General features: G+C 60.9%; 23 protein-coding genes. 12 read left to right on the top strand and 11 right to left on the bottom strand.

Translation table 11 applies throughout. From position 1 onward, the window contains the following. Positions 1-13 precede the first annotated feature (13 nt). Entirely contained in the window at positions 14-448 is a 435-nt protein-coding gene (locus ACSV9I_RS20845) for a hypothetical protein (protein ID WP_438330664.1), read from the top strand. Positions 449-476: 28 nt separating this feature from the next. Here ACSV9I_RS20845 and ACSV9I_RS20840 read toward each other — a convergent pair whose 3' ends face one another. After that, complete coding sequence (locus tag ACSV9I_RS20840; RefSeq protein ID WP_054159001.1) at positions 477-974, bottom strand: GNAT family N-acetyltransferase; 498 nt, start codon at positions 972-974, stop codon at positions 477-479. A 4-nt stretch (positions 975-978) separates the two neighbouring features. Further along, positions 979-2,484, bottom strand: a complete 1,506-nt coding sequence (gene gatB / locus ACSV9I_RS20835; RefSeq protein WP_438330663.1) for an Asp-tRNA(Asn)/Glu-tRNA(Gln) amidotransferase subunit GatB — start codon at positions 2,482-2,484, stop codon at positions 979-981. Between the two features lie 160 nt (positions 2,485-2,644). On the opposite strand from gatB, the gene ACSV9I_RS20830 reads away from it, so the two are divergent. Continuing rightward, entirely contained in the window at positions 2,645-2,974 is a 330-nt protein-coding gene (locus ACSV9I_RS20830) for a DUF1294 domain-containing protein (RefSeq protein ID WP_438330662.1), read from the top strand. On the opposite strand, the gene ACSV9I_RS20825 is transcribed toward ACSV9I_RS20830, so the two are convergent. Then, positions 2,962-3,471: a GNAT family N-acetyltransferase gene (locus tag ACSV9I_RS20825; protein ID WP_054159004.1), complete on the bottom strand. Its 510-nt coding sequence runs from the start codon at positions 3,469-3,471 to the stop codon at positions 2,962-2,964. The two genes, ACSV9I_RS20830 and ACSV9I_RS20825, sit on opposite strands and share 13 nt — an antisense overlap. Before the next feature lie 376 nt (positions 3,472-3,847). Between ACSV9I_RS20825 and ACSV9I_RS20820 the strand changes: the two genes are divergently transcribed. Beyond that, on the top strand, positions 3,848-4,105 hold the full coding sequence (locus tag ACSV9I_RS20820) for a YjhX family toxin (RefSeq protein WP_054159006.1): 258 nt from the start codon (positions 3,848-3,850) through the stop codon (positions 4,103-4,105). A 75-nt stretch (positions 4,106-4,180) separates the two neighbouring features. On the opposite strand, the gene ACSV9I_RS20815 is transcribed toward ACSV9I_RS20820, so the two are convergent. From ACSV9I_RS20815 to ACSV9I_RS20800, 4 genes are all read right to left on the bottom strand, one after another. Then, positions 4,181-4,636 carry a GNAT family N-acetyltransferase gene (locus tag ACSV9I_RS20815; RefSeq protein WP_054159105.1) on the bottom strand — a complete coding sequence of 152 codons (456 nt, stop codon included), beginning with the start codon at positions 4,634-4,636 and terminating at the stop codon, positions 4,181-4,183. 20 nt (positions 4,637-4,656) lie between these two features. Then, positions 4,657-6,138, bottom strand: coding sequence for an Asp-tRNA(Asn)/Glu-tRNA(Gln) amidotransferase subunit GatA (gatA, locus tag ACSV9I_RS20810; RefSeq protein ID WP_438330661.1), 1,482 nt, complete (start codon positions 6,136-6,138; stop codon positions 4,657-4,659). Positions 6,139-6,219: 81 nt separating this feature from the next. Next, the gene (gene gatC / locus ACSV9I_RS20805) at positions 6,220-6,507 is read right to left on the bottom strand and encodes an Asp-tRNA(Asn)/Glu-tRNA(Gln) amidotransferase subunit GatC (RefSeq protein ID WP_054159008.1); all 288 of its coding nucleotides are present in this window, start codon (positions 6,505-6,507) and stop codon (positions 6,220-6,222) included. 67 nt (positions 6,508-6,574) lie between these two features. Next, a complete protein-coding gene (locus ACSV9I_RS20800; RefSeq protein WP_438330660.1) occupies positions 6,575-7,279 on the bottom strand; it encodes a metal-dependent hydrolase in 705 nt (234 codons plus the stop codon). Between the two features lie 149 nt (positions 7,280-7,428). On the opposite strand from ACSV9I_RS20800, the gene ACSV9I_RS20795 reads away from it, so the two are divergent. Together ACSV9I_RS20795 and ruvX are read left to right on the top strand one after the other, a co-directional pair. Beyond that, complete coding sequence (locus tag ACSV9I_RS20795) at positions 7,429-7,725, top strand: alkylphosphonate utilization protein (protein ID WP_438330659.1); 297 nt, start codon at positions 7,429-7,431, stop codon at positions 7,723-7,725. A 21-nt stretch (positions 7,726-7,746) separates the two neighbouring features. After that, complete coding sequence (gene ruvX, locus ACSV9I_RS20790; protein WP_054159011.1) at positions 7,747-8,244, top strand: Holliday junction resolvase RuvX; 498 nt, start codon at positions 7,747-7,749, stop codon at positions 8,242-8,244. On the opposite strand, the gene ACSV9I_RS20785 is transcribed toward ruvX, so the two are convergent. Continuing rightward, positions 8,178-8,513: a DUF6105 family protein gene (locus tag ACSV9I_RS20785; RefSeq protein ID WP_054159012.1), complete on the bottom strand. Its 336-nt coding sequence runs from the start codon at positions 8,511-8,513 to the stop codon at positions 8,178-8,180. The two genes, ruvX and ACSV9I_RS20785, sit on opposite strands and share 67 nt — an antisense overlap. Next, positions 8,510-8,698, bottom strand: coding sequence for a hypothetical protein (locus tag ACSV9I_RS20780; RefSeq protein WP_438330658.1), 189 nt, complete (start codon positions 8,696-8,698; stop codon positions 8,510-8,512). Before ACSV9I_RS20780 ends, ACSV9I_RS20785 begins: the two co-directional genes overlap by 4 nt. A 200-nt stretch (positions 8,699-8,898) precedes the next feature. Here ACSV9I_RS20780 and ACSV9I_RS20775 point away from each other — a divergent pair, with 200 nt between their 5' ends. After that, positions 8,899-9,834, top strand: a complete 936-nt coding sequence (locus ACSV9I_RS20775; RefSeq protein WP_438330657.1) for an AEC family transporter — start codon at positions 8,899-8,901, stop codon at positions 9,832-9,834. On the opposite strand, the gene ACSV9I_RS20770 is transcribed toward ACSV9I_RS20775, so the two are convergent. Continuing rightward, complete coding sequence (locus ACSV9I_RS20770; RefSeq protein ID WP_054159106.1) at positions 9,816-11,468, bottom strand: acyl-CoA dehydrogenase family protein; 1,653 nt, start codon at positions 11,466-11,468, stop codon at positions 9,816-9,818. The two genes, ACSV9I_RS20775 and ACSV9I_RS20770, sit on opposite strands and share 19 nt — an antisense overlap. Positions 11,469-11,707: 239 nt before the next feature. Between ACSV9I_RS20770 and ACSV9I_RS20765 the strand changes: the two genes are divergently transcribed. From ACSV9I_RS20765 to dprA, 4 genes are read left to right on the top strand one after another with little or no spacing between them, the layout of a single operon-like run. Next, positions 11,708-12,664: an aspartate carbamoyltransferase catalytic subunit gene (locus tag ACSV9I_RS20765; protein ID WP_438330656.1), complete on the top strand. Its 957-nt coding sequence runs from the start codon at positions 11,708-11,710 to the stop codon at positions 12,662-12,664. Next, positions 12,661-13,953, top strand: coding sequence for a dihydroorotase (locus ACSV9I_RS20760; protein WP_438330655.1), 1,293 nt, complete (start codon positions 12,661-12,663; stop codon positions 13,951-13,953). The genes ACSV9I_RS20765 and ACSV9I_RS20760 overlap by 4 nt, the downstream gene beginning before the upstream one ends. A gap of 23 nt (positions 13,954-13,976) precedes the next feature. Then, positions 13,977-14,594, top strand: coding sequence for a glycerol-3-phosphate 1-O-acyltransferase PlsY (gene plsY, locus ACSV9I_RS20755; protein WP_438330654.1), 618 nt, complete (start codon positions 13,977-13,979; stop codon positions 14,592-14,594). 9 nt (positions 14,595-14,603) lie between these two features. Then, positions 14,604-15,752, top strand: a complete 1,149-nt coding sequence (gene dprA / locus ACSV9I_RS20750) for a DNA-processing protein DprA (RefSeq protein WP_438330652.1) — start codon at positions 14,604-14,606, stop codon at positions 15,750-15,752. Here the strand turns inward: dprA and ACSV9I_RS20745 are convergent. Beyond that, the gene (locus tag ACSV9I_RS20745; RefSeq protein WP_438330651.1) at positions 15,705-15,938 is read right to left on the bottom strand and encodes a hypothetical protein; all 234 of its coding nucleotides are present in this window, start codon (positions 15,936-15,938) and stop codon (positions 15,705-15,707) included. The genes dprA and ACSV9I_RS20745 overlap by 48 nt on opposite strands. Positions 15,939-16,178: 240 nt before the next feature. Between ACSV9I_RS20745 and topA the strand changes: the two genes are divergently transcribed. Beyond that, positions 16,179-18,863 (top strand): type I DNA topoisomerase, encoded by a 2,685-nt coding sequence (gene topA, locus ACSV9I_RS20740; RefSeq protein ID WP_438330650.1) that lies wholly within the window; start codon positions 16,179-16,181, stop codon positions 18,861-18,863. Further along, positions 18,860-21,220, top strand: a complete 2,361-nt coding sequence (rnr, locus tag ACSV9I_RS20735) for a ribonuclease R (RefSeq protein WP_438330649.1) — start codon at positions 18,860-18,862, stop codon at positions 21,218-21,220. The genes topA and rnr overlap by 4 nt, the downstream gene beginning before the upstream one ends. The last annotated feature ends 16 nt before the right edge of the window (positions 21,221-21,236 follow it).

The raw sequence follows: 21,236 nt of genomic DNA, 5'->3' as shown, positions 1-21,236 counted from the left end.
GAGGGACATCTTCATGACACGCATATTACGCCTTTCCACATTCCTGTTCTCATTCGGCCTTGCCCTCGGAGCCTCGGCTGCGGAAGGCGGGCGCAAGGCGATCGCCTATGTGCAGGCGCCCGAAATGAGCTCGGGGCTTTGTGCGGAAAAGGATACGGCAAGCGCCATCGACTGCGCGATGAAGCAGTGCATCTCCGGTGGCGGCACGACGGAGGATTGCCAGGTAAATGCCACCTGCTATCCGGGCGGCTGGAGTGTGGACATTTTCATGATGGCCGATGGCGGTCCGCATTGGCACCAGTTCTCCTGCGGCTGGCAGAGCAAGGAACTGGCAATCAAGGCGGCGGATCTCGCCTGCAGCACAGCAAAGGAAGACAATCTGGTGGAATGTTCAGCCGTCCAGATCATCGATGAGGATGGAAAGGTGAACGAGCCGCCCTTCAACTGATCGGGCACATCGCACACAAAAAAGCCGCTCAACGGAGCGGCTTTTCCATGATCAGGGCTTCGATCCCGCTATCCGGGCCACCGCAATTCTTTGTCCGGTCCACCTCGACAAGGTCATGCGCCGTATAAAAGGCGATCGCGCCTTCGTTTTGCGGCTCGACTTCCAGCCTCAGGATCTCGGCATCGGGAAAGCAGGTCTCGACCTCGGCGAAGAGATCGCGGCCGATCCCCTGCCGCTGATGATCCGGGTGGACATAGAGCTGGTGCAAGATGGCCGTCTTGGTCAGCTTCTCGGACATGGCCGCAAAGGCCATGCCGCCGATCCGCTTTCCGTCGTCGGCAACGAGATATTCGCCGCCCTTGACCTGGATGCGTCGCTTGATCTCGGCCGGCGAATGCCAGGCCGCGATCAGTTCGGCAACTTTGGCCGGCCCGTAGAACCGGTCATAGGTTGCGTGGAAACTCAGCGTCAGCAGGGCGCGAAGCGGTTCGACATCCCGGTCGTTGGCCGTGCGGACGAAGAACACCGGCTTATTCCTCCGGCAGACCGAGCTTGGCCTTGACCAGCGCCTGGACGGCCTGCGGGTTGGCCTTACCGCCGGTCGCCTTCATCACCTGGCCGACGAACCAGCCGGCCAGCGTCGGCTTGGCGAGCACCTTGGCGACCTGATCCGGGTTGGCGGCGATAATCTCATCGACGGCCTTCTCAATGGCGCCGGTATCCGTGACCTGCTTCATGCCGCGGCTTTCGACGATTTCAGCTGGATCGCCACCTTCGTTGAAGACAATTTCGAACAGGTCCTTGGCGATCTTGCCGGAGATGACTTCCGACTTGATGAGATCGATGATGCCGCCAAGCTGGGCCGGCGAAACCGGAGTCTCTTCAATGGCTTTGCCCGCTTTGTTCAAGGCACCAAGCAAGTCGTTGATGACCCAGTTGGCAGCCGTCTTGCCGTCGCGGCCGGCCGCCACAGCTTCGAAGTAATCGGCAATCGCCTTTTCCGAGACCAACACGGAGGCGTCGTAGACCGAGAGACCGAGTTCCGACACGAAGCGCGCCTTCTTGTCGTCTGGCAGCTCCGGCAGATCCTTTTTCAGGTTCTCGATAAAGGCATCATCGAATTCGAGCGGCAGCAGGTCCGGATCGGGGAAGTAGCGATAGTCATGCGCATCTTCCTTGGAGCGCATGGAGCGCGTCTCGCCCTTGCCCGGATCGAAAAGACGGGTTTCCTGGTCAATGACCCCGCCGTCTTCGAGGATGGCAATCTGGCGACGAGCTTCGTATTCGATAGCTTGGCCGATGAAACGGATCGAATTGACGTTCTTGATTTCGCAGCGCGTGCCAAATTCGCCGCCCGGCCTGCGCACGGAGACGTTGACGTCGGCGCGCATCGAGCCTTCATCCATGTTGCCGTCGCAGGTGCCGAGATAGCGCACGATCGAGCGCAGCTTGGTCATGTAAGCCTTGGCCTCATCGGACGAACGCATGTCCGGCTTCGACACGATTTCCATGAGCGCCACGCCCGAACGGTTCAGGTCGACATAGGACATTGTCGGATGCTGGTCGTGCATCGACTTGCCGGCATCCTGTTCTAGGTGCAGGCGCTCGATACCGATCTCGATATCCTCAAAATTGCCCTGACGGTCCGGCCCAAGCGAGATGATGATCTTGCCCTCGCCGACGATCGGATCCTTGAACTGCGAAATCTGATAGCCCTGCGGCAGGTCCGGGTAGAAGTAGTTCTTGCGGTCGAAGATCGAGCGCTTGTTGATCTGGGCTTTGAGACCAAGACCGGTGCGCACCGCCTGGGCCACGCATTCCTCGTTGATCACGGGCAGCATGCCGGGCATGGCGGCATCCACAAGCGAGACGTTGGAATTCGGCGCATTGCCGAAGACCGTCGAGGCGCCCGAAAACAGCTTGGACTGGCTCAACACCTGCGCATGGACTTCCATGCCGATGACGATTTCCCAGTCGCCAGTGGCGCCAGGGATGAAGCGTTTGGGATCGGGTGTGCGCGTGTCAATCAGGGTCATCGGATGCTCGTGTGATGCATGGACGTGTTGCCTCGTGAGGTAGAGCAAATAGGCCTTCGGCGCAAGGCTGGAGCGGCATGCCAGGCGACATGGAGTGCCCCAGGGCGTGCCCCAGGGCATGGAAGGCAAACGTTAAGTGGCGGCGCGCTAGAGATGCGGCATGACCGATGCTCTCACTGCCCCGTTTGCCCTGCCGTTTCCTGCGGGCCTTCTGCCGATCTGGCTGCTCGCCGGCTGGAACGTCTTCGTGCTCGGCCTGTTCGCGGTCGACAAAATCGCGGCGATACGCCAAACTTGGCGCGTGCCCGAGCGCAAGCTTATCAGTTGTATCGTGCTCTTCGGCTCAGGAGGTGCGCTGATCGGACAGCGGCTGTTCCGACACAAGACCCGCAAGCCACCTTTCACCTGGCTGATCCCGACAATGCTCATTCTGCATATGTTCGTTGTGGCAACTGGCGTGGCCCTCGTCGCCTTTACTCAAAACTCCTGACCATAGCCGGCCGGCTCAATGGCAGCCAGTTGCTTGGACAGCCCAATCGTCTGCACGTCAAGATCGAGCTTGGGGTTGTAGGTCATCGTCAACCAGTTGACCGAATATCCCTTTTTCTCGAAGAACTTCACGGCCTCGGCATTCATCGCATGGGTCTGAAGCTTGGCCGTTGAGAAGCCCTGGCGCAGCATGTCCTCTTCAACGGCCATCAGAAGCGCGGATCCCAAGCCACTTCCCTGATACGCGGGATCGATCCAGAAGTCGGTAATCGTCTCGTCCAGATCCTCGCGCGCGGCCCAGCCGACCGGCACTCCGGACTTTTCAACAACGGTAATGGTGATCCACCCTTCCGCAGTGAACCGCGTAAAAGCATCGCGCGCATTGCCGATCATCTCGGCCGTCTCGCCGACCGTCACCATCGCCTTGCGCCAAGCGCGAAGGCCGATCTCCGCCAGCAGCCCTGCATCGTCCTGTCGAGCCTTGCGGATCGTGACCATTCGCACCTCTGTGTTGAGATGAGTAAACCACTGGTGCTGCGGCTTGACCAGCGCAGCACTTGAGCAGGCCCATGACTCAAGGAAAATCATAGGCTTACGTTATGACATCGGGGGCCGCAGCCACGATATACGGCAGCGGACCGGGTCGCTGATTCGCTGCGAAGCGAACCTGAACTCGACATCCGCCATGCGGATTGGTATTTTTCGTCCACCAACAGGAGTGTGGATGTCAGGATTGTCTGAGACCCGGTAAAGGCCCTGCCCGCGATCGAACGACGATCCGGCGGCCAGGGCCTGAAAACTGAGCCCCGACGCGCAAGCGCCGGTCATGTTTTCGTGCGCGCAGAAGAGCGCGCTTTTCCCGGACAAGACATCCATGGACATCTCACGCTCGGATCAGCGGATCCTTCATCTCCTCGCACAAGGCGGCTGGATTGAAATTCAGCGGAACGGCACAGCCAAGATAGAAACAGTCGCATGCTTTTCCCGCGACGGCTGGCTCTATCCCGGCTTCGACCTCGAGCTTTTCCGTCGATTGAAAAGGCTGAAAGCGATCAGCTCGCGACAAGGAAAGCCCTATCGGATCACCGAACGGGGCCTGAGGTTGGTGCGAGCAGAACAGGACAATCGATAGGCCGGATGCCAGCACCGCACTGCGCGGTGCTGGCTGACGCGATGACTTCTGCAGCCCAGAGCACGGACGATGGTCCTAAAGCATCTGCTGCAGCTTCACCTTTTCGACCATCATGCCCATCGACGGGGAATGCTGCATGCCGCGCCAGACGAGGGAGAATCCCAAATCCTGGTAGAGCCGGATCGCACCTTCGTTGGCAGCGTGGGTGTCAATTCGTGCGCGCTTGAGACCTTCGGAGCGCATCTCGCGCAGTGTCGCCAAGATGAGGGCCGAGCCTATGCCGAGGCCCTGATGGGCCGGACTGACCCAAAGGTCGGAAATATAGTCACGTGCGCCCTCTCGGGCCGTCCAGCCGGCGATTTCACCGCCGAGTTCACCAATGGTGATCAGGCTGAAATGATCCTGGGCAAAGCGGCGAAAACTCAAACGAATTTTGACCATCATGTCGACGCCAAAGGCATTGAGCACCGGGTTTGCAGCCCACGCCTCGAAACCGATGCGGCCGACGCTGTCCGCGTCGGCCGCCGTCATGTCACGTATGACGAAGTCCTTTACCACCACTTGGCCGGGGTAAACTTCCCGGCAGCCTGTTCGATGACATGGGCGGTCTTGAAGAGGGTCTCTTCCTCGAAAGGCTTGCCGATGATCTGGAGCCCAAGAGGCAGCCCCTTGCTGTCAAGGCCAGCAGGAACGGAAATCCCGGGCAGCCCAGCCATGTTGAGCGTGATGGTGAAGACATCCTGGAGGTACATCTTGACCGGATCGGCGGCGAGTTCCTTGTCGCCGATGGCAAAAGCCGAGGTTGGGGTGATCGGAGCGAGGATCGCGTCGACGCCGGCCTCAAACGCGAGTTCAAAGTCGCGCTTGATCAGGGTGCGGACCTTCTGGGCCTTCAGGTAATAGGCATCGTAGTAGCCGGCCGAGAGCACATAGGTGCCGATCATGATACGGCGCTGGACCTCCTTACCGAAACCTTCGGCACGGGTCTTCTCGTACATGTCGGCAATGTCCTTGCCGTCAACGCGCAGGCCGTAGCGGACGCCGTCATAACGGGCAAGGTTCGACGAGGCTTCGGCAGGCGCGACGATGTAATAGGCCGGCAGCGCGTATTTGGTATGCGGCAGGGAGATGTCGACAATCTCGGCGCCGGCTTCCTTCAACCAGGCGATACCCTGTTGCCAGAGCGCGTCGATTTCTTCCGACATGCCTTCGACGCGGTACTCCTTCGGGATGCCGATCTTCATGCCCTTCACCGAGCCGCCAATCGCCTTTTCGTAATCCGGGACCGGCAGATCAACCGAGGTCGTGTCCTTCGGATCAACGCTTGCCATGGACTTCAGGAGGATGGCTGCATCGCGCACATCACGGGCGATGGGACCGGCCTGGTCGAGCGACGAAGCATAGGAGACGATACCCCAACGCGAGCAGCGGCCATAAGTCGGCTTGATGCCGACGGTGCCGGTAAAGGCGGCGGGCTGGCGGATCGAGCCGCCCGTGTCCGTTGCGGTGGCGCCGGCGCAGAGATGGGCGGCGACGGCTGCGGCCGAACCGCCGGAGGAGCCGCCCGGAACCAGCTTCTCATCCGAGCCCTTGGCCTTCCACGGATTGACGACCGGGCCGTAGTAAGAGCTCTCATTCGACGAGCCCATGGCAAATTCGTCCATGTTGAGCTTGCCGAGCATGACAGCGCCTTCGTTCCAAAGGTTCTGCGTCACGGTGGATTCATACTTTGGCTTGAAGCCATCGAGAATGTGGCTGCAGGCCTGGGTGTGCACGTCCTTGGTGGCGAACAGGTCTTTGACGCCGAGCGGAATGCCTTCGAGAGCGCCGGCCTTACCATCGACAATGCGCGCATCAGACGCCTTGGCCATGTCACGCGCGACGTCTGCGGTCACTGCGACATAAGCGTTGAGGGCACCATTCGCGCCATCGATCGCGGCGAGATAGGCATCCGTCAGTTCGACGGCCTTGATCTCCTTGGCGGCGAGTTTCGCGCGGGCTTCGGCGATGGTGAGGCTGGTCAATTCGCTCATGGCAGGTTCACTTCAGACTGTCGGCGCCCGATGGGCGGGAGATTGGGGAGGCTCGGCAATAACAGCGGCAGCGGTCGGATCTTACTCGACGACTTTCGGCACCTGGAAGAAGTTTCGGTCGGTGGCTGGTGCATTCGCCACGATATCATCGGCCTTGGCGCCATCGGTAACCGCGTCGACGCGCTTCTTCATCGCCATCGGGGTTACCGAGGTCATCGGCTCGACACCGGTTACATCGACCTCGTCGAGCTGCTCGACGAAGCCGAGGATGCCGTTCAGTTCACCGGTCATGCGCGCGGCTTCTTCTTCGCTCACGGCGATACGGGCAAGATGGGCCACGCGCTTGACGGTGGCGAGATCGACGGACATGGCATTCTCCAGATGGGCTGTTGTCTTCGCTATAATGGCCGTCAAGCGCTGAGGCAACGGGGTTTTGTCAGACCGTGACGGCAGATCCCGGCTGCGGGGTCAGAACGCGGGTGCGCGTGCCATCCATGCCGGCGACAAATTTCTCCGGCGTCTGATCGATGATCGGGAAGGATCCGTAGTGGCACGGGATCGCCGTCTTGAAGTCGAAGAAGCGCTGGCAGGCAAGTGCCGCCACGGCTCCGCCCATGGTGAAGCGGTCGCCGATCGGCACGAGGCCGATATCGGGCTGGTGCAGTTCATGGATCAGCTTCATGTCGGAAAAGATGTCGGTGTCGCCCATATGCAGGAGCGATGCATCGTCTTCAAAATGCAGCATCAGACCATTGGCGCTGCCGAGCGCGTGGGAAACGCCGTCTTCGGTGACCTGGGCCGAGGAGTGCAAGGCATTGGTGAACGTCACGCTGAAACCTTCGAAATGAACCGTTCCGCCCGTATTGCCCATTTCCAGCTTCTCTACGCCCTTCGTCCCCAGCCAGGCGGCAAGGTCAGCATTGGCAAGCACCGTTGCACCCGTTTCCCGGGCAAGCTCGACGGTATCGCCGACATGGTCGCCATGACCATGCGTGAGCAGAATATGCGTGACGCCCTTGGTCATGTCCTTGCGGTCGAGACCAGCGAAACCAGGATTATGGGTCAGGAAGGGATCGATGAGGATCGAGGTCTTCGCCGTATCGAGGCGGAAAGCGGCGTGACCGAGCCAGGTGATTTTCATGGGGGATCTCCGATTTGCAATGTTCCGTGGCAATATATGGCAAGCTCCCTGCCCGGCAACACCCCGGGGCACGAGTTGCGTGACCGTCACCACTGGTCTATGCGACCTGCATGACAAGAGTTGCGCTCTCGCGCACGGAAGGAATGACCATGGCCGACGACGATTACATATATGATGATGCCACCGGCGAATGGCGTCCGGCATCCGAGATTGCAGCAGCGGCCGCCACCAAGCCCGTGGCGCGTGACGCATCCGGCACCGAGCTTGCCGATGGCGATTCGGTCGTGCTGATCAAGGACCTCAAGGTCAAGGGCGCCGGCCAGACACTAAAGCAGGGCACAGTCATCCGCTCGATCCGTCTGACCGACGATCCGGAGCATATCGATTGCCGGCATGATGCGATCAAAGGGCTGGTGCTGCGAACCGAGTTCGTGCGCAAGCGTTGAACGTCAAGCGGAGAGCGGACGATGGCGACACTGACGATTGAGGAACTGGCCGAGCGGCTCCAGCCGAACCAGGCCGTAGCAGGGCTTGACCTCGGAACAAAGACGATCGGTCTCTCTGCGTCTGACCTTGGACGTCGTTTCGCGACCCCTCGCCCGGTGATCAAACGCGTCAAGTTCACCAAGGATGCCGAGGTCTTGCTCAGTTTTGCAGCGAAGGAAAAAATCGTCGCCTTCGTGATCGGCTTGCCAACCAACATGGACGGCTCGGCGGGGCCGCGCGTTCAAGCAACGCGCGCCTTTGTCCGCTCCATGTCGGAAAAGACCGACATACCTTTCATCTATTGGGACGAGCGCCTGTCGACGGTGGCCGCCGAACGGGCACTCCTCGAAATGGATGTCTCAAGGGCGAAACGCAGCGAACGGATCGATTCGGCCGCTGCGAGCTTCATTCTTCAGGGCGCGCTCGACAGGCTTTCGACGCTGGCGCGCGCATCCGACAGTTCTGCCGACTTTTCCTGACGGGCCTTCCACCAGGCCATAATCTTCTTGCGGCGGCGGAAGCCGATGATTGCGAACAGGACAAGGCTGTCCACCACGATCGCCCGCATGACGAGTGGCGGAATGGTTTCCGGGGGTATACCGAGCGCGTTTCCGTAGATCTGGAAGACGAGGTCATGCGTCTGCCGGGTCAGCATGAAAAAACCGAAGCTCATGTCGTTGTAGGACAACCCATACCAGGCGCCGAGCAGCAGGATGGGGCCTGCCCAAAAGATCAATAATGCCTTCATAGCGCTCTTGCCTCTCCGATTGCCGGCGAATCATTCGCCAGGGGCCAGTTTTCAAGCGTCCAACGGAATGCCGCCATGGCAGTCAGCACCACCGCAGGAATGGCGATATCGAGCGCCAGCCCTGCGAAGAATGCGGCCGTCATGACCGTCAGTACCATCCGTGCTGCGACTTCACTCGTCACCATTGCACCCTTTAACGCCTGTCCTGTCCGAAGGTGTCCTCCAAGCGTGCGCAACGCAACGTAAACCTTTTGTTAAGGTTAACGGCGCCTGGGGATAAATCCTTCCAAAGCGTTATCGCATCAGCACCCTTCAACCGTGCCGGGTAGATTGCCTTGTGACAGTTCACCCTTTAACCCTGCCGCAACCGATATGCGGAACCGCCATGCTGATCATCTTTGAAAGTATCCTGCCGATTTTCCTGCTCGTTCTGCTCGGCGTCGGGCTGAAACGCTCGCCACTGATTGCACCAAGCTTCTGGGGTGGCATGGAGCAGTTCGGCTATTTCGTGATGTTTCCCGCCCTGCTCTTCCAAACATTGGCGACAACAGACCTTACACAGTTCGAAAGTGCGGGCGTCGGACTGGTGTCGCTCCTCGCCGTTCTGATCATGTCTGCAGTCTCGCTTGCCCTCTGGCCTGTGCTGAAGGCCGCTGGCATGGGCGGACCTGCCTTCACCTCGATCTTCCAGACGGCCACCCGCTGGAACGGTTTCATGGCGCTTGCCATTGCGGAAAAGCTGACTGGGCCGCAGGGGCTTGCCATCATTGCCGTGATCATGGCGACGATCATCATCCCCGTGAACCTGATCAATGTCGGTGTGATGGTTTGGTTTTCCGGCCAGAGCCGCGACCTCAAGACCTTCGCGCTGCGGATCATCACCAATCCGATCATCATCGGATCATTGGCCGGGGTCGCGGTCAATCTTCTCCGGATACCACTCTATGAACCGTTGATGACAACCGTTGATCTCGTCGCCCGCGCATCGCTTGGATTGGGGCTGATCACGGTGGGTGCAGGCTTGCGAATCGCGGATGCCCTACGCCCACAACCGAGCGTGCTTTTGAGCGTGTTTCTCAAGCTCGTGCTGTTCCCGATCATCTCCGTCGCTGTCGCGATCGTCTTCGGATTTTCGCAGGAGACGATTTTGATGATTGCGCTCGGTGCTGCCGTGCCAACCGCGATGAACGGCTATCTGCTGGCCAAACAAATGGGCGGAGATGCGGATCTCTATGCGGCAGCGGCCACCGTGCAGACGGTCGCTGCCTTTTTCACTATTCCTGCGGTGTTGACGCTCGTGACCTACGCGCCTGGCGGATAAAGAAGGTCGAGCACGAATCGGGCGTCGAAGCGGGCATCGATGACGCCGTAGCTATGGCGCCAACCGCCAGCCAGGCGGCTCTCGAGGAAGGCGTCAGCGATCTTGGTGGCACCCAGACGATAGAGTTCGGCGGCCCCGGCTGCGAGTGCCAGTTGCTCGATCAAAAGACGGCCGGCGGCCTCATCCTGATCGGCAAGGGCGGTAGCGGCACGGAGCACTTCGACCGTCTTGCGCCCGGAAGGACCAAGGTCGCGCTCAAGGCCTGCGAACAAGGTCTCAAACAGATCTTTGCCACGGCTCAGCACGCGCAGAACGTCAAGCGCCATGACATTGCCGGAGCCTTCCCAGATCGCATTGACCGGAGCCTCGCGGTAGTGCCGGGCGATGGCGCGTTCTTCGACATAGCCATTGCCGCCGATGCACTCCATTGCCTCATAGATGAGGGCGGGTGCGATCTTGCAGACCCAGTATTTCGCGACCGGCGTCATGACGCGGGCGTAAGCGGCATCCACCGAGTTCTCGCGGGCTCTGTCGAAGCTTTCAGCGACGCGGAAGGCGAGTGCGGTGGCAGCGGCAACGTCGAGCGCCATATCCGCCAGTACCCGCGTCATCAGCGGCTGATCGATCAACTTCTTGCCGAAGACCGAGCGGCCGCGAACATGATGGACGGCCTCCGCCATCGATGCGCGCATCATCCCAGCCGAGGAGAGCGCGCAATCGAGTCGGGTCAGCGTCACCATGTCGAGGATGGTGCGAACACCGTCGCCGGGTGCGCCGAGCAGGAAGCCGAAGGCCTCGTCGAACTCGACTTCGGCCGATGCATTCGAGCGATTGCCCAGCTTGTCCTTGAGGCGCTGGAATTCGAGGCCATTGGCCGATCCATCTTCCAGGAGCCGGGGCACGAGGAAGCAGCCCATGCCGTCCTTGGTCTGGGCCAGCATGACAAAAGCATCCGACATCGGTGCGGACAGAAACCATTTGTGCCCGGACAGGCGATAGATGCCCTCGCCCACCCGCTCACCCTGGGTGACGTTGGCACGCACATCCGTGCCACCCTGCTTTTCCGTCATGCCCATGCCGATGGTGACGGCACTCTTCTGCATTGGCGGGCGATTGGAGGAGTCGTATTTGCGCGCCAGGATCTTCGGCGTCCATTCCTTCTGAACGGCCGGCGAGGCAACGAGGGCAGCCACCGAAGCGCTGGTCATGGTCAGCGGGCACAGATGACCGGATTCGAGCTGAGCGGTCAGGAAGAAGCGGACGGCGCGGGCCTTGTGCTCGCGTCCGCGCGCATCAGGCAGGTTTTCCCAAACCGAAGAATGCAGGCCCGACGCCATCGACCGGCGCATCAACGCGTGCCAGGCGGGATGGAACTCCACCACGTCAAGGCGCTCGCCGCGCGGCCCGTGCGTGCGCAGATGCGGCGCACTGACATTCGCCATACGGGCCAGTTCCTGCGCCTCCGGCGAAGTCACGTATTTGCCAATCGCGTCAAACTCGTCCTTCAGGGGACGAGGTAGCTGCGCCGTCAGATCGACCAGCAGCGGATCGGCCCGATAGGCGTTCACGCCAGACCAAGGCTTGGGCTGGTTCAACGCGGAGAGTTTCTCTTCAGACCGATTCAAAGTGCTCATGCTGATGTCATAAGCAGACTGTAGCCGGTCTGCCAACGGTCCGGCCCCGTTTTTCTCGTTTTGAGCCGTGTGCCGCGTGAGGGACGACACCATTTGCGGCTTGTTGGACTGACCTTAACTGGGCCTTCCGTTGATCGTAAGGTAGAATATGGGGACCGTCACACGAAGCCTCAAGCTTCGCCTTGCTCCGCAGGTCGTCAGTCATTATAGACCCCCGTGACATCTTAAGGGGGACGTCCATGGTCTTCTTTCCTCATCGCCACCTCATCGGCATCAAGGGCCTTACCGAGCAGGACATCACGTTCCTGTTGGACAAGGCGGACGAAGCCGTCAAAATCAGCCGACAGCGCGAGAAGAAGACGTCCACGCTTCGCGGCCTCACCCAGATCAACCTGTTCTTCGAAGCCTCGACCCGGACCCAGTCCTCGTTCGAGCTTGCCGGCAAACGTCTCGGCGCCGATGTGATGAACATGTCGGTCGGCAATTCCTCGGTGAAGAAGGGCGAGACGCTGATCGATACGGCGATGACGCTGAACGCCATGCGGCCGGACGTGCTTGTCGTGCGGCATTCCTCAGCAGGTGCAGCAGCCCTCCTCGCCCAGAAAGTCGCCTGCTCGGTCGTCAATGCCGGCGACGGCCAGCATGAGCATCCGACCCAGGCTTTGCTCGATGCGCTGACGATCCGGCGCGCCAAGGGCAAGCTCTCGCGCATCATCGTCGCGATCTGCGGCGACGTGCTGCATTCGCGCGTGGCACGCTCCAACATCCTGCTCTTGAACGCCATGGGCGCACGCGTGCGGGTCGTGGCGCCTGCGACGCTTCTCCCGGCCGGCATCGCCGACATGGGATGCGAAGTCTATCACGATATGAAGGAAGGCCTGAAGGACGCTGACGTCGTGATGATGCTGCGCCTGCAGCGCGAGCGCATGTCCGGCTCCTTCGTGCCGTCGGTGCGCGAATACTTCCACTTCTACGGCCTCGATGCCGAAAAACTCAAAGCCGCCAAGGACGATGCGCTGGTCATGCATCCGGGCCCGATGAACCGAGGCGTCGAGATCGCCTCTGAGGTTGCCGATGGCCCGCAGAGCGTGATCGAGAGCCAGGTGGAAATGGGCGTCGCCGTTCGCATGGCGGTGATGGAGACATTGCTGGTTTCGCAGAACCAGGGACCGCGCAGCGAGGGATTGGGCGCATGATGAAACCACTCGTCCTCAAGAATGCCCGTATCCTCGATCCGTCGCGCAATCTGGATGAAACCGGTACGATCATCGTCGGCCATGATGGACTGATCCTCGCAGCCGGCCACGATGCGCAGAATCAGGGCGCGCCCGAAGGTGCAGAGATCCGCGACTGCCGTGGACTTGTCGCCATGCCGGGTCTTGTCGATGCGCGTGTATTTGTCGGCGAACCCGGCAGCGAACACCGCGAAACGATTGCCTCCGCCAGCCGGGCGGCTGCAGCCGGCGGTGTCACATCCTTCATCATGATGCCGGAAACCGATCCCGTCATCGATGACATCGCGCTGGTCGAATTCGTCAAGAAGACGGCGCGCGATACGGCAAGCGTCAATATCTATCCCGCAGCGGCCCTGACCAAGGGCATGACGAGCGCCGAGATGACCGAGATGGGTCTCTTGCAGCTTGCGGGCGCCGTCGCCTTCACCAATGGGCGTCATGGCCTGAACGACACGCAGGTTCTGCGCCGGGCAATGACCTATGCGCGCGAATTCGATGCCGTCATCGCGCTCGAGACCCGCGAAAAATATCTGGCCGCCAATGGCGTGATGAACGAAGGACTGCTGGCCAGCTGGCTGGGGCTCGGCGGCATTCCGCGAGAGACCGAGATCATTCCGCTGGAACGAGACCTGCGCATCGCATCTCTGACGAAGGCGAAGTATCACGCCGCACAGATTTCCGTGCCGGAATCGGTCGAGGCGATCGAGGTGGCGCGCAAGCGCGGCGCCAAGGTCACCTGCGCCATCTCCATCAACCATCTCAGCCTGAACGAGAATGACATCGGCGAGTATCGCAGCTTCTTCAAGCTCTACCCGCCACTGCGATCGGAAGACGACCGTATGGCGATGGTCCAGGCGCTGGCCGAGGGCAAGATCGACATCATTGTTTCATCGCATGATCCGCAGGATGTCGACACGAAGCGCCTGCCTTTCGGTGAGGCTGCGGATGGTGCCACTGGGCTTGAAACCATGCTTTCGGCCGCACTCAGGCTGCATCATGCGGGCCATGTGCCGCTGATGCGGCTGATCGATGCCATGTCGACCCGGCCCGCGGCGATCTTCGGGCTGCCCGGCGGAACGCTGAAGGCAGGGGCAAGCGGGGACATAGCCCTCGTCGATCTCGACGAGCCCTGGCTGGTGTCTAAGGACCAGTTGCTCGGTCGCTCCAAGAACACACCGTTTGAAGATGCGCGCTTTTCGGGCAGAGCCGTCGCGACCTATGTCGCAGGACGCTCAGTCCACGCGCTCTGAGATCAAGGCAAAGAGGGGAAACCATGCCCAGCGTCAACTTTCTCGCCATCGGTTTGCCGGCGCTCATCGCCGTGCTCTCGCTCGGCTACCTGCTCGGTTCAATTCCCTTCGGCCTCGTGCTGACGAAGATGGCCGGACTTGGCGACCTCAGGTCGATCGGCTCTGGCAATATCGGCGCGACCAACGTGCTGCGCACCGGCAATAAGAAACTCGCTGCCGCCACGTTGCTTCTCGATGCCCTCAAAGCAACCGCTGCGGCCGTGATTGCACAGGCCATCTTCGGCCAGAATGCCGGGTTGCTGGCAGGCTTCGCCGCCTTTATCGGCCACCTGTTTCCGGTCTGGCTAGGGTTCAAGGGCGGCAAGGGGGTCGCGACCTATATCGGGACGCTGCTCGGCGTGGCACCCCTGATGGTGCTCGTCTTCGCTGCGGCATGGCTCTCGGTTGCCTTCATCTCCCGCTACTCCTCGTTGTCCGCACTCGTCGCCACACTTGTCATTCCGGTTGTATTGTGGATACTCGGGGCTGAGGAAGCGGCGCTTGTGACGGCCGCCATGACCACGATCACCTTCTGGCGACACAAGACCAATATCGAGCGTCTGATCGCCGGCACGGAAAGTAAGATCGGCCAAAAAGGCTAGAGGAGACGCATGGGCGAAGGCGGCGCAAGACGGAAGGGGATTGCGCTGACCGACCGGCAAAGGATTGCGTGGCTGCGTCTCATCCGCAGCGATAATGTCGGCCCCTCGACCTTTCGCGACCTCATCAACCACTTCGGCTCGGCCGAGTCCGCCCTTGAAGCGCTTCCCGATCTTTCCCGCCGTGGCGGATCAAGCCGTGCCATCCGCATAGCGACCGTCGAAGAAGCTGAGCGCGAACTTGAGGCTGTACGCCGCTTCGGCGCTGTTTTTGTCGGCATTGGCGAGCCCGATTACCCCCCTGCCCTTCGCCAGATCGATGGCGCGCCACCGCTCCTCACAGTCAAGGGGGACCTATCGATTGCGACCCTTCCGGGGGTCGGCGTGGTCGGCGCGCGCAATGCATCGATCAGCGGTGCAAAATTCTCCGCCATGATGGCGCGCGAGATCGGTCAGGCAGGCTATGCGATCGTTTCTGGTCTGGCGCGGGGCATCGATGCGGCAGCCCATCGGGCAAGTCTCGATACGGGCACCATTGCCGCCATGGCAGGTGGACTCGACCAGCCCTACCCGCCGGAAAACATCCCATTGCTGCAACACATCTGCGAAGGACGCGGGCTTGCCATTTCGGAGATGCCTTTCGGTTGGGAACCGCGTGCGCGCGACTTTCCGCGACGCAACCGGCTGATCGCAGGCGTTGCGCTTGGCGTCGTCGTCATCGAAGCTGCAATACGCTCCGGATCGTTGATCACGGCGCGGCTTGCCGGTGAATTCGGCCGGCAGGTCTTTGCAGTGCCCGGATCACCACTTGATCCACGTTGTGCCGGCACCAACGGGCTGCTGAAGGATGGGGCCAGCGTGACGACGTCGCCTGACGACGTGCTACAGGCGCTCGCCCCTGTGTCGCGTATCGATCTGTTCAGCCAGTCGGCAATCGAGGAACCCGAGGACGACGGCCGTCATATGGCACCTCCCCCCAACGACGACGAGCGCAGCCGGATCGTTGAGGCCTTGGGACCGACGCCTGTGGATGTCGATGACATCATTCGCCACACCGGCCTCCCGGCATCGTCGGTCTATCTCGTCCTGCTCGAACTGGACATTGCCGGCCGTCTAGAGCGGCATCCTGGGGGGCTTGTTGCGTTGAGCATGATTGAGTGAAAGCGTGCGCCGTCCCGATTGCAGATCGCCGGCTTCGACATAGGCCATTTCGATCAGATAGCAGAGCATCTCCGCCCCCTCGCTCTCTGCGACCAGTCGCAGTTCGCCGAGCATCTGGCGGATATAGGCAATGTTTTCCAAGGTGCGGCCAAATCGACCGTCTACTTCATTTCTATCTTTGGCCATCGCCTCGCTCACTGTCGATGGGGACGAGCAGACGGAAGCTGCCGTGTCGTTCAACCACAATAACTTAAACATCCAGGATTGCAATCAATTGCATCTCTTCTTTAGGTTGCATTTCGTTGCAGCTCGGAAAATAGTTCAACCCTCTTGACCGCAGGCCTTTCGCCCTCCATGTCGGGAAGCCGTGTTCCGAGAACGGCGGCGTGGTGTTGCCGATCGGAAACATGAAGGTGCAGTGTATCGATGGACGTCGTAGTCGTAGAATCCCCGGCCAAGGCCAAGACGATCAACAAGTATCTGGGACCCGGGTACAAGGTGCTCGCCTCGTTTGGCCACGTGCGCGATCTGCCGGCGAAAGATGGATCGGTGCTGCCCGATCAGGATTTCGAGATGTTCTGGGAGGTCGACACCGCCTCACAGAAGCGGATGAAGGACATCGCCGATGCGGTGAAATCCTCAAACGGACTGTTTCTCGCGACCGACCCGGATCGCGAAGGTGAAGCGATCTCCTGGCATGTGCTCGACCTTCTGAAGAAGAAGAAAGTGATCGGCGACAAGCCTGTGAAGCGCGTCGTCTTCAATGCGATCACCAAGAAGGCCGTGCTCGATGCCATGGCCAATCCGCGTGATATCGACACGCCGCTGGTCGATGCCTATCTGGCGCGCCGCGCACTCGATTATCTCGTCGGCTTCAATCTGTCGCCGGTGCTCTGGCGGAAATTGCCAGGCGCCCGATCTGCCGGACGCGTCCAGTCTGTGGCGCTGCGCCTCGTCTGCGATCGCGAAAACGAGATCGAACGCTTTGTTGCCGAAGAATACTGGAACATCTCAGCGCTCTTGAAAACGCCGCGTGGCGAAGAGTTCGAGGCGAAACTCGTTTCGCACCAGGGCAAGCGCATGCAGCGCAATTCCGTGACCAATGGCGACCAGGCGGCCAGCATCAAGACGCTGCTCGAGGGGGCAGCCTTTGCCGTTGAGAGCGTCGAGGCCAAGCCGGTCAAGCGCAATCCAGGCCCTCCGTTTACAACCTCCACGCTGCAGCAGGCCGCGTCTTCGAAGCTCGGTTTTTCGGCATCGCGCACCATGCAGGTGGCGCAGAAGCTTTATGAAGGTATCGATATTGGTGGGGAGACCGTCGGTCTCATTACCTATATGCGTACCGACGGCGTTCAGATGGCGCCGGAAGCGATCGACGCTGCCCGTTCTGCCGTCGCCGACCAGTTCGGTCCGCGTTACGTACCGGAAAAGCCGCGCCTCTATTCGACCAAGGCGAAAAACGCCCAGGAAGCGCATGAAGCGATCCGCCCGACCGACTTCAACCGTTCGCCGGACAAGGTGCGGAAATTCCTCGATGCCGATCAGCTGAGGCTGTACGACCTGATCTGGAAGCGCGGTATCGCGAGCCAGATGGCTTCTGCCGAAATCGAACGCACGACTGTCGAGATCCTGGCCGAGAATGGCGGCGAGAAGGCCGGCCTTCGCGCCGTGGGCTCCGTTATCCGCTTCGACGGCTTTATCGCCGCCTATACCGACCAGCGCGAAGACGGCGAACCGGCCGAGGATGGCGATGACGAGGACGGCCGCCTGCCGGAGATCAATGCGCGCGAAAGCCTCGCGAAGCAGAAGATCAATGCCAGCCAGCATTTCACCGAGCCGCCGCCGCGCTATTCGGAAGCCTCGCTGATCAAGAAGATGGAAGAGCTCGGCATTGGCCGTCCTTCTACCTATGCCGCAACGCTGAAGACGCTGTCCGACCGCGAATACATCGTCACCGAAAAGCGCAAGCTCATCCCGCATTCCAAGGGGCGGCTGGTCACGGCCTTCCTCGAAAACTTCTTCACGAAGTATGTGGAATACGACTTCACCGCCGATCTTGAAGAAAAGCTCGACAAGATCTCGGCCGGCGAACTGAACTGGAAGGACGTGTTGCGCGACTTCTGGAAGGATTTCTTCGCCCAGATCGAAGACACCAAGGAGTTGCGCGTTACCAACGTGCTCGACGCGCTCAATGAGGCCTTGGCACCGCTCGTCTTCCCGAAGCGCGAAGATGGATCGGACCCGCGCATCTGCCAGGTCTGCGGCACCGGAAATCTGTCGCTGAAGCTCGGCAAATACGGCGCCTTTGTTGGCTGCTCGAACTATCCGGAATGCAATTTCACCCGCCAGCTGTCTTCCGAAGGCGGCGCGGAAGCGGAGGCCGGCGGAAACGAACCAAAGGCACTTGGCAAGGATCCTGTGACCGAAGAGGAAATCACGCTGCGCTCCGGCCGGTTCGGGCCTTACGTGCAGCGCGGCGATGGCAAGGAGGCCAAGCGCTCCTCCCTGCCCAAGGGCTGGGCGCCCGGTGATATCGACTTCGAGAAAGCGCTCTCGCTGCTATCGCTGCCGCGCGATGTCGGCGCCCACCCCGAAACCGGCAAGATGATATCGGCCGGTCTTGGACGTTACGGACCCTTCGTGCTGCATGACGGCACCTATGCCAATCTGGAAGGCATCGAGGACGTGTTGTCGATCGGCCTCAACCGGGCCGTTACCGTGCTTGCCGAAAAGAAGGCCAATCCCGGTGGGCGTGGACGGACCGCGGCCGTGGCGCTCAAGGAGCTCGGTGAGCATCCGGACGGCGGTGCCATGACGGTCCGCGACGGTCGTTTCGGTCCCTATGTCAACTGGGGCAAGGTCAATGCAACCCTGCCAAAGGGCAAGGATCCGCAGGATGTGTCGGTCGAGGAAGCCCTCGTGCTGATCGCGGAACGCGCAGCCAAGGACGGCGGCAAGACCAAGGCCAAGAAGGCCCCGGCGAAAGCCGCAAAGGCGAAGACGGATGCCTCTGGCGAGGCAAAACCGAAGAAGGCAGCTGCAAAACCGAAGCCGAAAGCCGCGGCAAAGCCTGCGGCCAAATCGAAAACAACGAAGAAGAGTGCGACTTGAGCAAACCGACCCGCAACCTCCCGCATGACACCGGCTCCGGCAACCGCAAGAGCCGTCGGGCGGAAGGTGCGGCCAAGGCCAAGGCTGCCAATCCGACGTCGATTATCCATGGTGAAGTGCCACCCCGCGAGGTGCTGCTGCAGTTCATCACCGACAATCCGGAGCGGGCGTCGAAGCGCGAGATTGCCAAGGCCTTCGGGCTGAAGGGAGAGACGCGCGTCGAGCTCAAGCAGATCCTTCGGGACCTGGAAGACGACGGCCTCCTGCAGAAGAGCCGAAAGTCATTGGCCCGGCCCGGCGCTTTGCCACCTGTCACCGTGCTTGACATTACCACCCGTGACAAGGATGGCGAACTGATCGGCAGGCCGGCCGAATGGCCGGAAGAAGCGGGTGCTGCTCCTGCCGTTCTGATCCGCCAATCGAGCGCCGACCGCGCCAAGGGAAAGTCCGCTGTCGGCGGCCTCGGCGACCGTGTCCTCGCCAAGATCTTCACCAACAAGGATCGCGCCGGTCCCGCCTATACTGCCCGCGTGATCAAGATCCTCGACCGTCATGTCGGCGCAGTGCTTGGCGTCGTGCGCCTGGCGGCCGACGGCGGAGCCCGGCTGATGCCGATCGAACGGCGCGGCGAGGAAATGCAGATCGATGCGGCCGACATTGGCGAAGCCAAGGATGGCGATCTGGTCGAAGTCGAAGTCGGGCGTGCCGCACGCATGGGCCTGACCCGGGCAAAGGTGCTTTCGGTTGTCGGATCGGTCGCTTCGGAAAAGGCGATCTCAATGATCGCCATCCATGCGCACAGCATCCCCTACATCTTCCCGCAGTCGGTGCTTGCCGAAGCCGATGACGCCAAGCCTGCCTCGATGTCGCATCGGGAAGACTGGCGCCATATCCCGTTGATCACGATCGATCCGGCCGATGCAAAGGACCATGACGACGCAGTCTATGCAGAACGCGACCCGTCACCGGACAATCCGGATGGCGTCATCGTCACCGTCGCCATCGCCGATGTCTCTTACTATGTCCGGACGAAATCGGCGCTTGACCGCGAGGCGCTGAGGCGTGGCAATTCGGTCTATTTCCCGGATCGGGTCGTGCCCATGCTGCCAGAGCGGATCTCCAACGATCTCTGCTCGCTGCGCGAGGGCGTTGACCGCCCAGCACTTGCAGTACGTATGGTATTTTCCGCCGAAGGCCGCAAGGTGAGCCACACCTTCCATCGCATCATGATGAAGAGTGCCGCCAAGCTGTCTTATCAGCAGGCACAGGCCGCAATCGACGGCAAGCCCGACGACAAGACGGGCCCGCTGCTGGAACCGATCCTGAAGCCACTCTGGCACGCTTATGGCGTCATGAAGCGCGGGCGCGATCGCCGCCAGCCGCTGGAACTTGATATGCCGGAGCGCAAGATCATCCTCAGGGAGGATGGCACGGTCGACCGCGTCCATGTTCCGGAGCGTCTGGACGCCCACAAGCTGATCGAAGAGATGATGATCCAGGCCAATGTCTCGGCGGCAGAGACATTGGAGACGAAACGCCAACCGCTCGTCTACCGCATCCACGACGCGCCGTCGCTCTCCAAGCAGGAGGTGCTGCGCGAATTCCTTGCCACGATCGGCTTCTCGCTGGTCAAGGGCGGCAATCTGCGGTCCAACTCGTTCAACGGCATCCTCGCCAAGGCGCAGGACACGCCGCACCAGATCATCGTCAACGAGATGGTGCTGCGCAGCCAGAGCCAGGCGATCTACAGCCCAGAGAATATCGGCCATTTCGGCCTGAACCTGATGAAATATGCACATTTCACCTCGCCGATTCGCCGCTATGCCGACCTGATCGTGCATCGCGCACTGGTCGGCTCACTCGGCTTGGGCGAAGGCGGCATCACGCGGGAGGAAGAGGCCATCCTCGACGACATCGCCGCCGAGATCTCGACCTTCGAGCGCCGCGCCATGGCGGCCGAGCGTGACACGGTCAACCGTCTGGTTGCGCATCACCTGGCGGGCCGCATCGGGGAGGAATTCGAGGGCAAGATCGGTGGCGTCACGAAGTCGGGTCTTTTCATCAGCCTGCCGCAATTTGGCGCAGATGGCTTTATCCCGGTTTCCACACTGGGTCGCGACTACTATATCTACGACGAAGCTCACCAGGCCTTGACGGGCGAGAAGTCTGGATTGGGTTATCAACTTGGCGACACGGTGGAGGTACGGCTGGTCGAGGCTGTGCCGCTGGCCGGTGCGCTGCGTTTCGAAATGTTGAGTGAAGGACGGAAAATGCCGGCCGGTACGCGTTCCTTCCACAAGGGGGCGCGTCGCGGTCACAAGCAGCCGGGCACACGCCCGCCCCGCTCCAGACGCTGACAGAGATCGCCCCGGA

The organism is Rhizobium sp. G187, from assembly GCF_051549525.1.
Lineage (GTDB): Bacteria > Pseudomonadota > Alphaproteobacteria > Rhizobiales > Rhizobiaceae > Allorhizobium.
This window is presented reverse-complemented; position numbering and strand designations above follow the sequence as displayed.

Excerpts from the sequence above, each read along its gene's own strand:
- ACSV9I_RS20845 (WP_438330664.1), top strand. The coding sequence starts at position 14 with ATGACACGCATATTACGCCTTTCCACATTCCTGTTCTCATTCGGCCTT.
- gatB (WP_438330663.1), bottom strand. The coding sequence starts at position 2,484 with ATGACCCTGATTGACACGCGCACACCCGATCCCAAACGCTTCATCCCT.
- ACSV9I_RS20830 (WP_438330662.1), top strand. The coding sequence starts at position 2,645 with ATGACCGATGCTCTCACTGCCCCGTTTGCCCTGCCGTTTCCTGCGGGC.
- ACSV9I_RS20825 (WP_054159004.1), bottom strand. The coding sequence starts at position 3,471 with ATGGTCACGATCCGCAAGGCTCGACAGGACGATGCAGGGCTGCTGGCG.
- ACSV9I_RS20820 (WP_054159006.1), top strand. The coding sequence starts at position 3,848 with ATGGACATCTCACGCTCGGATCAGCGGATCCTTCATCTCCTCGCACAA.
- ACSV9I_RS20815 (WP_054159105.1), bottom strand. The coding sequence starts at position 4,636 with ATGACGGCGGCCGACGCGGACAGCGTCGGCCGCATCGGTTTCGAGGCG.
- gatA (WP_438330661.1), bottom strand. The coding sequence starts at position 6,138 with ATGAGCGAATTGACCAGCCTCACCATCGCCGAAGCCCGCGCGAAACTC.
- gatC (WP_054159008.1), bottom strand. The coding sequence starts at position 6,507 with ATGTCCGTCGATCTCGCCACCGTCAAGCGCGTGGCCCATCTTGCCCGT.
- ACSV9I_RS20800 (WP_438330660.1), bottom strand. The coding sequence starts at position 7,279 with ATGAAAATCACCTGGCTCGGTCACGCCGCTTTCCGCCTCGATACGGCG.
- ACSV9I_RS20795 (WP_438330659.1), top strand. The coding sequence starts at position 7,429 with ATGGCCGACGACGATTACATATATGATGATGCCACCGGCGAATGGCGT.
- ruvX (WP_054159011.1), top strand. The coding sequence starts at position 7,747 with ATGGCGACACTGACGATTGAGGAACTGGCCGAGCGGCTCCAGCCGAAC.
- ACSV9I_RS20785 (WP_054159012.1), bottom strand. The coding sequence starts at position 8,513 with ATGAAGGCATTATTGATCTTTTGGGCAGGCCCCATCCTGCTGCTCGGC.
- ACSV9I_RS20780 (WP_438330658.1), bottom strand. The coding sequence starts at position 8,698 with ATGGTGACGAGTGAAGTCGCAGCACGGATGGTACTGACGGTCATGACG.
- ACSV9I_RS20775 (WP_438330657.1), top strand. The coding sequence starts at position 8,899 with ATGCTGATCATCTTTGAAAGTATCCTGCCGATTTTCCTGCTCGTTCTG.
- ACSV9I_RS20770 (WP_054159106.1), bottom strand. The coding sequence starts at position 11,468 with ATGAGCACTTTGAATCGGTCTGAAGAGAAACTCTCCGCGTTGAACCAG.
- ACSV9I_RS20765 (WP_438330656.1), top strand. The coding sequence starts at position 11,708 with ATGGTCTTCTTTCCTCATCGCCACCTCATCGGCATCAAGGGCCTTACC.
- ACSV9I_RS20760 (WP_438330655.1), top strand. The coding sequence starts at position 12,661 with ATGATGAAACCACTCGTCCTCAAGAATGCCCGTATCCTCGATCCGTCG.
- plsY (WP_438330654.1), top strand. The coding sequence starts at position 13,977 with ATGCCCAGCGTCAACTTTCTCGCCATCGGTTTGCCGGCGCTCATCGCC.
- dprA (WP_438330652.1), top strand. The coding sequence starts at position 14,604 with ATGGGCGAAGGCGGCGCAAGACGGAAGGGGATTGCGCTGACCGACCGG.
- ACSV9I_RS20745 (WP_438330651.1), bottom strand. The coding sequence starts at position 15,938 with ATGGCCAAAGATAGAAATGAAGTAGACGGTCGATTTGGCCGCACCTTG.
- topA (WP_438330650.1), top strand. The coding sequence starts at position 16,179 with ATGGACGTCGTAGTCGTAGAATCCCCGGCCAAGGCCAAGACGATCAAC.